Here is a 12,127-nt window from a genome sequence, read left to right on the forward strand (position 1 = left end):
ATCACGACGAAGGCGGGGAATTTCCCCGCCTTTTCTTTTGTTACTCCCCCGCCAAAGTAGCATTTTTTTAACAAAATATTCCATGCCGCCTCCCGCTGCTGATATGGTATTAAAATTATCTAAACGCCCTCTTTATAATGGAGTTCACCACTGTGCCTGGCTTGAAAATTACGCTGTTGCAGCAACCGCTGGTGTGGATGGATGGTCCCGCCAACCTGCGCCATTTCGATCGTCAGCTGGAAGAAGTGAGCGGGCGCGACATCATTGTACTGCCTGAGATGTTTACTACCGGTTTTGCCATGGAAGCGGCGAAGCAGTCGATGCCGCAGGAAGAGGTCGTTGAGTGGATGCAGGCGAAAGCGGAGCAGACCAACGCGCTGATTGCCGGTAGCGCGGCATTGCAGACCGAACGCGGCCCGGTGAACCGCTTTCTGCTGGTAGAGCCCGGCGGTAAAACGCATTTTTACGATAAGCGTCACCTGTTCCGCATGGCGGATGAACATCACCATTATGAGGCAGGAACCGAACGAGTGGTCTTTGAATGGCGCGGCTGGCGGATTCTGCCGCTGGTGTGCTATGACCTGCGCTTCCCGGTATGGTCGCGTAACCACAACGATTACGACCTGGCCCTGTATGTTGCTAACTGGCCTGCCCCGCGTTCGCTACACTGGCAATCGCTGCTGGTCGCCAGAGCCATTGAAAACCAGGCCTATGTCGCCGGCTGCAACCGCGTCGGCACCGATGGCAACGGCCACCACTATCGGGGCGATAGCCGTATCATTAGCCCGCAGGGAGAGATTATCGCCACCGCCGAACCGCATCAGGCGACGCGGCTCGATGCCGATCTGTCGTTGGCCGCGCTGCAGGAGTATCGCGAGAAATTTCCGGCCTGGCAGGATGCCGATCCTTTCACGATCGGCTAAACACTTTTCGGGAGCCGCTGCGCTCCCTTTTTATTCCACCACGATCCGCAAAGCGCAGTAGACCAATAACGCTGCCAACACCCAGTTTAGTTGCCGCCCGTACAGCAAAAACAGGCGCTGAAACAGATGCCCCGCCAGCGCCCAGCACAGATTTCCCAGCGCGCCAATCGCCGCCAGCAGCAGACTCACGCTGATGAGCCAAACCGGCTCGCGGGTAACGGGCAGGACAAAGGTAGAGAGCGCGGTGATGCCATACAGAATAATTTTTACGTTGACGAACTGCAGGCCCAGGCTCGCCCAGAAACCCACCGGCTCTGTACTCAGCGCGCCTGCCCCCGGTTTGCTTTTGGCTATCTGCCAGGCCAGCCACAGGATATACGCCGCGCCAATCCATCCCAATATCCGGGTAAATCGCGAGTCGAGTTCCACCAGCGAAAAGGTTAAAGCCGCGCAAATCAGCATAGTGATAATAAAACCAATGCTCATCCCCGCCAGCACCCGCAGGCTGCGGCGTAAGCCATGGGAGGTGACGCTGCTGAGGGCAAGAATATTATTGGGGCCGGGAGTCAGCGCGGTTATCAGGGTATAAGTCAAAAAAGCACTAATCAAAGCTGGGGTCACTTGTCTTCTCCTTCGTTTTGGCAGACAGTACCCGATGCCATTCATTTAAAAAAATGAATGTTTTTTGATTCTGAATTCGATGTTTTCGATAGTTGGTGGCGATATGGATCTGCGGCGTTTTATTACTCTCAAAACGGTAGTGGAAGAAGGCTCGTTTTTACGCGCGGCGCAAAAACTATGCTGTACGCAATCCACCGTGACCTTTCATATTCAACAGCTTGAGCAAGAGCTTGCCGTTCAGCTGTTTGAAAAAATTGGTCGCCGCATGTGCCTGACCGAATCCGGTAAAAAGGTGCTGCCGCACGTCCATGAACTGGCGAGGGTGATGGAAACTATTCGTGAGGCGGCTCGTGAAGATGGAGAACCGGCTGGCGAGCTGCGCGTTGCCTGTGGGGAAACCCTGCTGGCCTATAAAATGCCGCAGGTGCTACAGCGCTTTAAACAACGGGCGCCGCAGGTACGCTTATCGCTGCAGTCGCTCAACTGTTATGTCATCCGCGATGCGCTACTCAACGATAGCGCCGATTTAGGCGTATTTTATCGGGTTGGCAACGATGACGCGTTAACCATGAAAAGCTTTGGAGTGCAGCCGCTGACGCTGGTCGCCTCGCCGCAGCATCCGGCGGTCGATTTTACCCACTGCGGGCAACATATTCCGCTGAGCTTTGTTATCAATGAGCCACAGTGCGTATTTCGGCAGATTTTTGAAAGCACGCTGCGTCAGCGCGCCATTACCCTGGAAAATACCATTGAGCTCTGGAGTATCGAAAGTATTAAGCAGTGCGTGGCGAGCAATCTTGGCGTCAGCTATCTGCCGCGTTTCGCCGTTGAGGAAGAGCTTAAGCGAGGAACGCTGGTTGAACTCCCGTTCAGCGATATTCCACTCACTATTAACGCGATATGCGCCCATCACGCCGGTAAAGTGGTCAGCCCGGCAATGCGGGTATTTATGCAGTGTGTTGAGGAGGCGTTAGGGGCGGATTAAATGATAATTCCCCCAAACGACGAAGGCCTGAATCATTGCTGATTCAGGCCTTCTGAATAGTGGCGGAACGGACGGGACTCGAACCCGCGACCCCCTGCGTGACAGGCAGGTATTCTAACCGACTGAACTACCGCTCCGCGTTGTTGTTCCGTTGGGAACGAGGCGAATATTACGGTTTCCCTACATCGTCGTCAACGCTTTTTCTTCACTTTTGAATCGTTTGCTGCAAAATTAGCCCACCCGCCTATTTTTAGCGCATATTGCCGCTAATCATGCGCGCCACAGGCAGCTTCCGCCCTTCTTCTGCACCAGATCGAGACGCGATTCATGGTCCGCCAGCTCGCTGTCAGAAGCATAAACCACACGTAATTTACTGGCGGCGCGGACAACGCGCTGTATTCCAATATCGCCGGCCTGCTGTTGGCCTTCCCCTTCCATCGAAAACGCCATGCTGGTCTGCCCGCCGGTCATCATCAGATAGACGTCGGCCAGTATCTGGGCATCGAGCAACGCCCCGTGCAGCGTACGCTTGCTGTTGTCTATCTCATAACGTGAACAGAGCGCATCGAGGCTGTTACGCTTGCCGGGGAACATCTTACGCGCCAGCGCCAGGCTATCGGTGACCTTACAAAAGGTCTCCGTTTTCTCAATGCCGCGGTTCAGCTTTTTGAATTCATAATCCATAAAGCCGATATCGAACGATGCGTTATGGATGACCAGCTCCGCGCCGCGGATATACTCCATGAACTCATCGGCAACGTCGGCAAATGTCGGCTTATCCATGAGGAATTCATCGGCAATACCGTGAACGCCGAAGGCTTCAGGGTCCACCAGCCGATCGGGCTTCAGGTAAACATGGAAGTTATTACCGGTGAGGCGACGGTTGATCACCTCTACGGCGCCGATCTCGATGATCTTATGCCCTTCATAGTGGGCGCCGATCTGGTTCATACCGGTGGTTTCGGTATCGAGAACAATCTGTCGTGTAATTGCAGTGCTCATAGCGGTCATTTATGTCAGACTTGTCGTTTACATATCGATTTCAATTACAGGAAGTCTACCAGAGATGCTCAAACAGGTAGAAATTTTCACCGATGGTTCTTGCCTGGGAAATCCTGGGCCTGGCGGCTACGGCGCCATTATGCGCTATCGCCAGCATGAAAAAACCTACAGCGCGGGCTACCGCCTGACGACTAACAACCGCATGGAACTAATGGCTGCCATCGTCGCTCTCGAAGCGCTTAAAGAGCATTGCGAAGTGGTGCTAAGCACCGATAGCCAGTACGTCCGCCAGGGGATAACCCAATGGATCCATAACTGGAAAAAACGCGGCTGGAAAACCGCGGACAAAAAGCCGGTTAAAAATGTCGATCTGTGGAAACGTCTTGATGCCGCTCTCGGCCAGCATCAAATTAAGTGGGAATGGGTCAAAGGCCATGCCGGGCACCCGGAAAACGAACGCTGTGACGAACTCGCGCGCGCTGCGGCGTCTAACCCCACGCTGGACGACGTCGGCTACCAGCCGGAAAGCTAATTTCCCCCGTCGCGCCACTGCCTGGTGGCGCCAACGGCCGGACGCAGCTGCGTCTTCGCCTTCCCGGACTTCATCGGATTTAGCGTCAGCGGAATGGTTCTTTTCCGCGCGACGATCATCTGCAAACACCCCAAAGCCGGCAGATGAGTACTTAACATTTTTCCCCCCTGCTTCGACCAGGGCAGCACCTGATAGCGACCGTAGTGCAGCACCTCAAAATTGAGCAGCGCCAGCCAGTCAAGCTGTCGCGTCATGGTAAACATGCGGCTGTTATAGGGGATAGTTTTTCGCAGGATCGGCGTCACTTTGCGCAATCCGACGAGGCTCATCGGATTAAAGGCGGTCAAAATCATCCAGCCATCGTCAATCAGCACGCGGTCAGCTTCCCGCAACAGCCGGTGCGGATCGCTGCACCATGGCAAAGTATGCGCCAGTAAACAGGCATCCACAGATTTGGCGGCGAAAGGAAGATAGAGTGGGTCGGCTTTGACCTGGATAGGACTTCCCCCCAGCGAAACGTTCACCTGATGGGAGATCGCGCAGGCTTCGGTATTGATTTCCGCGCTCAGATTGCCAATCTTAAGTAGATGAAAGCCATATAATTTAGCCAGCCACGGTTTCATATGCCGTTCCAGCGACTCGCGATAGTATTCACCCCAAGGCATACTGGACCAATGCTCTGGAGCTGTAATTGTATGAGGTATCCTTGCCGGCTTCATCGCAACCTTCCGCAACGCTTTGAGAGGTAATTTATGAATCTTATCAGTATTCCTGCATTTCAGGACAACTACATCTGGGTTCTTAGCGACGATAACCGTCGTTGTGTGATAGTCGACCCGGGCGAAGCCGCGCCGGTACTCGCGGCCATTGAAGAAAACGGCTGGCAGCCAGAAGCGATTTTGTTAACCCACCACCACCACGATCATGTTGGCGGCGTGAAAGAACTGCGGCAAAAGTTCCCGCAACTTGTGGTTTACGGGCCGGCAGAAACCCAGGATAAGGGAAGCACGGATATTGTATCTGATGGCGATAGCATTACTGTTTTGGGCCGCGAATTTTCTATTTTCTCCACTCCCGGTCACACATTAGGACATATCTGTTTCTACAGCGAACCTTATCTATTTTGTGGCGATACAATGTTTTCCGGAGGCTGTGGCAGATTGTTCGAAGGTACAGCGGACCAAATGTATCAATCATTTATGAAAATAAACGCCCTTCCCGATGACACACTAATTTGTTGCGCACATGAGTACACTTTAGCAAACATGAAGTTTGCATTGAGTATCCTGCCAGATGATATGGATATAAAGGATTACTACCATAAAGTTAATGAGTTACGCGCAAAAAACCAAAAGACACTACCCGTTACTCTGAAAAATGAACGCCGTATAAATTTATTTTTACGTACGGATGACAATGATTTAATTAAAGAAATATCCAAAGAAACAAATTTGCAACACTCAGCGCAGAGATTTGCATGGTTAAGGTCAAAGAAAGATGACTTCTGAGATTTAACGCTTGTCATCCTCGGCCTTCACCGTTATCCTTGCTCGTCTTTTAAGCAACTATTGACACACACATGAAGGCACGAGCGATATTACTCGCCTCTGTCCTGCTGGTAGGGTGCCAGGCGTCGAAGCACGACGGCACCGTAGAGCAGCGAGCACAGAGCCTTTCTGCAGCTGGTCAAGGGGAAGCAGGCAAGTTCACAAGTCAGGCGCGATGGTTAGATGATGGAACCCTCTACGCGCAAGACCAGGATCTGTGGACTTCCATAAGCGACGAGCTAAAGATGGGAATTCCGGAAAACCCCCGGATTCGCGAACAGAAACAGAAGTACTTACGTAATAAGAGCTATCTCCACGATGTAACTTTACGGGCTGAACCGTATATGTACTGGATAGCCGGGCAAGTTAAGAAACGTAACATGCCAATGGAACTGGTATTACTACCCATAGTGGAGAGCGCTTTTGACCCACACGCGACGTCTGGCGCCAATGCCGCAGGCATTTGGCAGATCATTCCGAGCACAGGGCGCAATTATGGTTTAAAACAGACCCGCAGTTACGATGCGCGTCGTGATGTCGTCGCGTCTACTACCGCGGCGCTGGACATGATGCAACGTCTGAACAAAATGTTCGACGGCGACTGGTTACTGACCGTCGCGGCATATAACAGCGGCGAAGGCCGGGTAATGAAGGCCGTGAAGGCGAACCGTTCGCGTGGTAAACCCACCGATTTCTGGTCGCTCTCGCTGCCGCATGAAACCAAGGTCTACGTGCCAAAAATGCTGGCTTTGAGCGATATTCTCAAAAACAGCAAGCGTTACGGCGTGAAGCTGCCCACGGCTGATGAAAGCCGGGCGCTGGCGCGCGTTCGCCTCGATAGTCCGGTTGAGATTTCTCAGCTCGCGGACATGGCAGGAATGCCGGTTAGCAAGCTGAAAACCTTCAACGCTGGCGTAAAGGGGTCAACGCTTGGCGCTAGCGGGCCAAAGTACGTCATGGTGCCTCAGAAGCACGCAGCACAACTGCGTGAATCTCTGGCCTCTGGCGACATTGCCGCCGTACAGCCGACGCAGCTTGCTGACAATACGCCGCTGACCAGCCGTAGCTATAAGGTACGTTCTGGCGATACGATTTCCGGGATTGCTTCGCGTCTCGGCGTCACCACCAGGGATCTGCAGCAGTGGAATAACCTGCGCGGTTCTGGGCTTAAAGTCGGGCAAAATCTGGTTGTCGGCGCAGGCAGCAGCGCGCAACGTCTGGCGAACAACAGCGATAGCATCACCTATCGTGTTCGTAAGGGCGACTCGCTGTCGAGCATCGCAAAACGCCACGGCGTCAATATCCGCGACGTTATGCGCTGGAACAGCGATACCGATAACCTGAAGCCAGGGGATCAGCTAACGTTGTTTGTGAAAAACAACGACAGACCTGAATCCTGATGTCAGGATAATGAGAAAGGCACCGCTTCCCCGGTGCCTTTTTTATTACCAGCGTTACACTGCTTTATGCGCTTCAAACATGATGGTATCACTGGTAAACGATCCATCCTGCTGTAATTCGAAGTAGGCTTTAACCTCTGCCGATGCGCTCTGCTGATATAAGCGAATCGCCTCCACCAGCGCCTCAGGCGTACGCATCCGTGCGACCCACGAGCTAAACTCCAGCGGCAGACGGTCGGTCAATAAATGATTGATCGCCAGGCCTGCGTCATTGGCCAGCGCCAGCCACTCGCCGCTGGAGTAGTTACGCACGTGCGAAGTGTCGCGCAGGGCTTCTACGGTCTGCAGCCAGACATCACGTACCGGATGCCCCGGAGACATCACGTCCATGATGATCATCACCCCGCCCGGCTTCAGCACGCGTTTCACCTCGCGCAGCGCCTGGCCGACATCATGCCAATGGTGAGCGGAGTAGCGGCTAATCACCACATCAAAACTGGCGTCGGCAAACGGCAGCTTTTCAGCATACCCCTGCTGAGTCACAATGTTGGTAAAGCCTTTGTCTTTTGCCGCCTGAGCGACAACCTCCAGCATCTGGCTCGATAAATCATACGCGGTAACCTGCGCTACCTGGCCGGCAGCGGTAAAGCTGGCGTGCCCTGCCCCGCATCCCATATCCAGCAACGTTGCCTGCGGGAAATCCGCCAGCCGTTCCGCCAGACGCTGCAGATCGCGCCCGGAGGCGTGCACGGCGCTGGTCAGATAGGCGCTTGCCTGTGAGCCAAACTGCTTTTCGACGTTGTCATGATGAGAGCGTGTTGTCATTGTGTTGTCCTTCGGTGGTTTGAGTAATAAAGGGCAGCATCGTGCTGAACGCAGACCTGCCCGATGGCAGGCCTGACATACCTTAATTAATCAGGCTTGCCGGGACTGAATTCGACTAGTAGCGGGTTGTGATCGGAGGCGCGGGTCACCAGCACGGAAGCATCGTGCACGCTTAATCCACGGTAGAACACAAAATCGAGCGGGCGACCAAACGCGCGGCGGCGCTGATCGTCAGAGAAACGAACCTCGCGTAACGACATCTCACGCGCAAAGCGGTACAACGCATTCATCCGCGGGCGGCTCCAGGCGTTGAAATCACCAGCCATGATTACCGGCCCGCTGTGATGGGCAATCTGATCGCCAATTGGCAGCAGCTGTTTACTATAGACATCGACGCCAAGACTAAAATTAACCGCATGGATATTCACCACCATTAACAGCCGTGCATCGGGCAGCGGATAAACGGTCACTAACGCCGATTTAGGCAAACGTAAAATAGGTTCGCGCTCGCGCAAGGGACAGCAATAGATGGGGTGAGCGGAGGCCAGCGTCATCACGCCGGAAGGATGCTGCGGCAATACCAGCGCCGGCACCTGATCGGCGGCCAGATAGTTTGAAGTCGCGAACCGGACCAGCTCAGGGGTGGTTTGCGCCTCCTGCAACAGGACCAGATGCGCGTCTTTGCCGAAATTTTTGAGTACCGACTGCCATTCAGCACGCTGCTGCTTAAAGATATTCCACACCAGCACGCGAATTTTCTCATCGCTGCTTAATGGCGCGCCGGCGGGATAAACCGGACTGACGCCCGCAAACGCCCCCGGAGGCAAGATTCTCTCCGCAGGTTGTCCGGCGACATAGCGCATGGCATAGGTATTCTTTCGCAATTTGGGCATTGAACCTCGATAACAGGAAACCAGCCCGACTGCGGCTGGTTCTTCTGTTATAGGGATTTTCCCATACACTTTCAATGCAATTTGCGAGAAAGCCTTATCCTTCGAGAGAAACGGCTGCTGAACGGCGTGGAGATTTATCTAAACGACCGCTCAGTACGACCAGTAGCAAAGCCACCAGCACAATCAGCGCGCCAATCCACGGCGTCTGCGCCAGACCGTACAGCTCGACCGTCTGTCCACCAATGACCGAACCGAGGGCAATACCAATATTGAAGGCAGCGATGTTCAAACCAGAAGCAACATCAACGGCGCCCGGCGTGTACTGTTCAGCCTTTTGTACCACATAGACCTGCAGACCCGGAACGTTGCCGAAGGCGAAAATCCCCATCACCAGTACCGTTGCCAGAGCGGCGTAGTGCAGATTAGCCGTGAACTGGAAGACCAGCAACAGTACCACCAATGCAGCGAAGATAAATTTCAACGCGGCGACAGCGCCATGTTTATCAGCGAGCTTACCGCCCCATACGTTACCGATAGCGACGGAAATACCATAACCCAGCAGGATCCAACTGACCGCTGACGGGCTAAAGCCTGCCAACTCCTGCATCATCGGCGCAAGGAAAGTAAACGCCGTAAACACGCCGCCATAGCCCAGCGCGGTAATCGCGTAGATCATCAACAGGCGCGGATGAGTCAAAACTTTCATCTGATCGCGCAGGCTAGCTCCGGCGCGGCCCGGAATATTATTTGGTACCAGGATCAGGCTGCTGATAAGCGCAATGACGCCCAGAATCGATACCGCGAGGAACGTTTCACGCCAGCCAAAATGCTGACCGATGAATGTCCCGAACGGCACCCCGGTTACCAGCGCGACCGTCAGGCCACCGAACATGATAGCAATGGCCGAGGCGGCTTTCTCTTTTGGCACCAGGCTGGTGGCAATCGTCGAGCCGATAGAAAAGAATACGCCGTGCGCCAGGCCGGTCAGCAGGCGGGCCACAATCAAAGTGCCATAACCCGGAGCCTGCCACGCTAGCAGGTTACCGGCGGTAAAAAGCACCATTAACGCCAGCAGGAGTTGCTTACGCGGCATGCGCCCGGTTAACGCGGTCAGCACCGGCGCGCCAACCGCCACGCCTAGCGCGTAGATGGAAACCAGCAGGCCCGCAGACGGCAGCGAGATAGCCAGTTGTTCGGCAATGGTCGGTACCAGACCGACGATCACAAATTCGGTAGTGCCAATAGCAAAGGCACCGATGGTTAATGCAAGTAGCGCCAGTGGCATAATTTACTCCGTAGCATCAGGATTAAGATGACACGTAGTATGAAGGGATGTTTAAATAACAAAAACCATCAAAATCTCAATAGAATTTTGCTATAGGTGCAACAATGAGAGCCACGTCAGAAGAGATCGCTATCTTCGTCGCCGTAGTAGAAAGCGGCAGTTTTAGCCGGGCGGCCGAGCAGCTCGGACAGGCAAACTCTGCCGTCAGCCGGGCAGTCAAAAAGCTGGAATCAAAGCTAGGCGTTAGTTTGTTAAACCGGACCACGCGCCAGCTGAGCCTGACAGAAGAAGGTGAGCGTTATTTCCGCCGCATGCAGGTGGTGTTGCAGGAGATGGCGGCTGCCGAAAATGAGCTTCTGGAGACGCGTACCACCCCTCGCGGATTGCTCCGCGTTGATGCCGCCACGCCGGTGATGCTGCATTTTTTAATGCCGCTGGTAAAACCATTTCGTGAACGTTATCCGGAAATGACGCTCTCGCTGGTCTCCTCGGAAACCTTCATTAATCTTATCGAACGCAAAGTCGACGTTGCGATCCGCGCGGGTACCCTCACAGATTCCAGCCTGCGCGCCCGTCCGCTATTCAATAGTTACCGTAAGATCATCGCTTCGCCTGATTATATCACCCGCTACGGCACGCCGGTAAATGCGGAAGATCTTGCGGATCATCTCTGTCTGGGATTCACCGACCCCGTCTCGTTGAATACCTGGCCTATTGCCGCCAACGATGGACAATTACTGGAAGTGGGTTGCGAAATTACCTCTAACAGTGGCGAAACGCTAAAACAGCTCTGTCTTGGCGGCAATGGTATTGCCTGTCTATCGGATTATATGGTGGATAAAGAGATTGCCAGCGGGGAGTTTGTGGAGCTACTTGCCGACAAGCGCTTGCCGGTGGAGATGCCTTTCAGTGCGGTGTACTACAGTGATAGAGCCGTCAGCACGCGTATCAGGGCATTTATTGACTTTCTGAGTGAGCATGTCAAACAGCTCCCGAAGGAGCTGTAAAAAACTATCATCCGGCAGCGGCATCAACCGTCTGCCGGAATCAGTGGATTAATCCCACTTCGGCGCCAGACCTTCCGGGCTTACCAGTCGGTCGTTGCAATCCAGCGCGGCAATCGCTTTACGATCTTCATCATCCAGCTTCAGATCCAGCGCTTTCAGGTTGCTCGCCAGGTTTTCACGCTTGGTGGAAGATGGAATAACCGCATAGCCTTCGCCCATCGCCCATGCCAGGATTACCTGTGCCGGGGTCGCATTATGTTTCGCCGCGATACGGGCAATCACTTCATCTTTCAGCGCTTTACCGTAGGCCAGAGTCATATAAGAGGTGATGTGGATACCGTGTTCACGCGCCCAATCCACCACTTTACGGTTCTGCAGGTACGGAGACAGTTCAACCTGGTTGGTCGCGATATTTTCAGCGCCAACGGCGGCAATCGCACGCTCCATCAGTGGAATAGTGAAGTTAGAGATACCGATCTGACGGGTCAGACCCAGTTTCTTCGCTTCCATCAGCGCAGCCATAAACTCTTCAACAGCAACCGCATCGTTCGGCGACGGCCAGTGAATCAGCGTCAGATCAACATAATCGGTACGCAGCTTCTGAAGACTCTCTTTCAGGCTGGCGATCAGCTTGTCTTTACTCAGGTTTTCGATCCAGATTTTGGTGGTGATGAACAGTTCATCACGCGGCACGCCGCTTTCCGCGATAGCCTGACCAACAGCGGCTTCGTTTTCATAGATCTGTGCGGTATCGATAGTACGATAGCCCAGCTCCAGCGCCATTTTTACAGAGTTGATGACTACGTCGTCTTGCAGACGGAAAGTGCCAAGACCAAATGCAGGGATTGCCATGATAGATGTTCCTCGTTAATTATTCATTTCGCTTAACTGAGGCCATTATGGTTGAAGGTCGGGCTGGGAAAAAGATCGATAAATGCAGAGGATTTTTGCTGATTTAGCAATAATTAGAATGGAGAAAACAAAAAAGCCCTGAGCAGATGCTCAGGGCTTCAAATAAGTGGCGGAACGGACGGGACTCGAACCCGCGACCCCCTGCGTGACAGGCAGGTATTCTAACCGACTGAACTACCGCTCCACCGAATTTTT

General features: G+C 53.7%; 13 protein-coding genes and 2 tRNA genes. 6 read left to right on the forward strand and 9 right to left on the reverse strand.

What is annotated here, in order from left to right:
* Positions 1 to 152: 152 nt before the first annotated feature.
* Complete coding sequence (locus tag PGR10_RS24835) at positions 153 to 923, forward strand: amidohydrolase (protein ID WP_042895758.1); 771 nt, start codon at positions 153 to 155, stop codon at positions 921 to 923.
* Positions 924 to 953: 30 nt separating this feature from the next.
* On the opposite strand, the gene eamB is transcribed toward PGR10_RS24835, so the two are convergent.
* Positions 954 to 1,544, reverse strand: a complete 591-nt coding sequence (gene eamB, locus PGR10_RS24840; protein WP_087859104.1) for a cysteine/O-acetylserine transporter — start codon at positions 1,542 to 1,544, stop codon at positions 954 to 956.
* 103 nt (positions 1,545 to 1,647) lie between these two features.
* On the opposite strand from eamB, the gene PGR10_RS24845 reads away from it, so the two are divergent.
* Positions 1,648 to 2,529: a LysR family transcriptional regulator gene (locus PGR10_RS24845; protein ID WP_430924274.1), complete on the forward strand. Its 882-nt coding sequence runs from the start codon at positions 1,648 to 1,650 to the stop codon at positions 2,527 to 2,529.
* 60 nt (positions 2,530 to 2,589) lie between these two features.
* On the opposite strand, the gene PGR10_RS24850 is transcribed toward PGR10_RS24845, so the two are convergent.
* Positions 2,590 to 2,666: transfer RNA gene (locus PGR10_RS24850), tRNA-Asp, on the reverse strand.
* A 133-nt stretch (positions 2,667 to 2,799) separates the two neighbouring features.
* Positions 2,800 to 3,531, reverse strand: coding sequence for a DNA polymerase III subunit epsilon (gene dnaQ / locus PGR10_RS24855; RefSeq protein WP_015368125.1), 732 nt, complete (start codon positions 3,529 to 3,531; stop codon positions 2,800 to 2,802).
* A gap of 64 nt (positions 3,532 to 3,595) precedes the next feature.
* On the opposite strand from dnaQ, the gene rnhA reads away from it, so the two are divergent.
* The gene (rnhA, locus tag PGR10_RS24860) at positions 3,596 to 4,063 is read left to right on the forward strand and encodes a ribonuclease HI (RefSeq protein WP_015368126.1); all 468 of its coding nucleotides are present in this window, start codon (positions 3,596 to 3,598) and stop codon (positions 4,061 to 4,063) included.
* Here rnhA and PGR10_RS24865 read toward each other — a convergent pair.
* Positions 4,060 to 4,782, reverse strand: a complete 723-nt coding sequence (locus PGR10_RS24865; RefSeq protein WP_047047163.1) for a class I SAM-dependent methyltransferase — start codon at positions 4,780 to 4,782, stop codon at positions 4,060 to 4,062. The two genes, rnhA and PGR10_RS24865, sit on opposite strands and share 4 nt — an antisense overlap.
* Positions 4,783 to 4,815: 33 nt before the next feature.
* Between PGR10_RS24865 and gloB the strand changes: the two genes are divergently transcribed.
* Both gloB and mltD read left to right on the forward strand, forming a co-directional pair.
* Positions 4,816 to 5,571: a hydroxyacylglutathione hydrolase gene (gloB, locus tag PGR10_RS24870; RefSeq protein WP_430919352.1), complete on the forward strand. Its 756-nt coding sequence runs from the start codon at positions 4,816 to 4,818 to the stop codon at positions 5,569 to 5,571.
* A gap of 71 nt (positions 5,572 to 5,642) precedes the next feature.
* Positions 5,643 to 7,010, forward strand: coding sequence for a murein transglycosylase D (gene mltD / locus PGR10_RS24875; protein ID WP_087859100.1), 1,368 nt, complete (start codon positions 5,643 to 5,645; stop codon positions 7,008 to 7,010).
* Between the two features lie 54 nt (positions 7,011 to 7,064).
* On the opposite strand, the gene PGR10_RS24880 is transcribed toward mltD, so the two are convergent.
* From PGR10_RS24880 to PGR10_RS24890, 3 genes are all read right to left on the reverse strand, one after another.
* The gene (locus PGR10_RS24880) at positions 7,065 to 7,835 is read right to left on the reverse strand and encodes a class I SAM-dependent methyltransferase (RefSeq protein ID WP_113374921.1); all 771 of its coding nucleotides are present in this window, start codon (positions 7,833 to 7,835) and stop codon (positions 7,065 to 7,067) included.
* Positions 7,836 to 7,921: 86 nt separating this feature from the next.
* The gene (locus tag PGR10_RS24885; protein ID WP_015704463.1) at positions 7,922 to 8,719 is read right to left on the reverse strand and encodes an endonuclease/exonuclease/phosphatase family protein; all 798 of its coding nucleotides are present in this window, start codon (positions 8,717 to 8,719) and stop codon (positions 7,922 to 7,924) included.
* Positions 8,720 to 8,822: 103 nt separating this feature from the next.
* Entirely contained in the window at positions 8,823 to 10,013 is a 1,191-nt protein-coding gene (locus PGR10_RS24890; RefSeq protein WP_045413150.1) for an MFS transporter, read from the reverse strand.
* Positions 10,014 to 10,117: 104 nt separating this feature from the next.
* On the opposite strand from PGR10_RS24890, the gene yafC reads away from it, so the two are divergent.
* The gene (gene yafC / locus PGR10_RS24895; protein WP_430924273.1) at positions 10,118 to 11,020 is read left to right on the forward strand and encodes a DNA-binding transcriptional regulator YafC; all 903 of its coding nucleotides are present in this window, start codon (positions 10,118 to 10,120) and stop codon (positions 11,018 to 11,020) included.
* Between the two features lie 48 nt (positions 11,021 to 11,068).
* On the opposite strand, the gene dkgB is transcribed toward yafC, so the two are convergent.
* The gene (dkgB, locus tag PGR10_RS24900; protein ID WP_049061038.1) at positions 11,069 to 11,872 is read right to left on the reverse strand and encodes a 2,5-didehydrogluconate reductase DkgB; all 804 of its coding nucleotides are present in this window, start codon (positions 11,870 to 11,872) and stop codon (positions 11,069 to 11,071) included.
* 167 nt (positions 11,873 to 12,039) lie between these two features.
* Positions 12,040 to 12,116, reverse strand: a tRNA-Asp gene (locus PGR10_RS24905).
* Positions 12,117 to 12,127: the final 11 nt, after the last annotated feature.

This window comes from Klebsiella sp. 141198, assembly GCF_050600785.1.
Lineage (GTDB): Bacteria > Pseudomonadota > Gammaproteobacteria > Enterobacterales > Enterobacteriaceae > Klebsiella > Klebsiella aerogenes.

What these genes read in the sequence shown, in the direction of transcription:
- PGR10_RS24845 (WP_430924274.1), top strand. Translation starts at nt 1,648, where the DNA reads ATGGATCTGCGGCGTTTTATTACTCTCAAAACGGTAGTGGAAGAAGGC.
- dnaQ (WP_015368125.1), bottom strand. Translation starts at nt 3,531, where the DNA reads ATGAGCACTGCAATTACACGACAGATTGTTCTCGATACCGAAACCACC.
- rnhA (WP_015368126.1), top strand. Translation starts at nt 3,596, where the DNA reads ATGCTCAAACAGGTAGAAATTTTCACCGATGGTTCTTGCCTGGGAAAT.
- PGR10_RS24865 (WP_047047163.1), bottom strand. Translation starts at nt 4,782, where the DNA reads ATGAAGCCGGCAAGGATACCTCATACAATTACAGCTCCAGAGCATTGG.
- gloB (WP_430919352.1), top strand. Translation starts at nt 4,816, where the DNA reads ATGAATCTTATCAGTATTCCTGCATTTCAGGACAACTACATCTGGGTT.
- mltD (WP_087859100.1), top strand. Translation starts at nt 5,643, where the DNA reads ATGAAGGCACGAGCGATATTACTCGCCTCTGTCCTGCTGGTAGGGTGC.
- PGR10_RS24880 (WP_113374921.1), bottom strand. Translation starts at nt 7,835, where the DNA reads ATGACAACACGCTCTCATCATGACAACGTCGAAAAGCAGTTTGGCTCA.
- PGR10_RS24890 (WP_045413150.1), bottom strand. Translation starts at nt 10,013, where the DNA reads ATGCCACTGGCGCTACTTGCATTAACCATCGGTGCCTTTGCTATTGGC.
- yafC (WP_430924273.1), top strand. Translation starts at nt 10,118, where the DNA reads ATGAGAGCCACGTCAGAAGAGATCGCTATCTTCGTCGCCGTAGTAGAA.
- dkgB (WP_049061038.1), bottom strand. Translation starts at nt 11,872, where the DNA reads ATGGCAATCCCTGCATTTGGTCTTGGCACTTTCCGTCTGCAAGACGAC.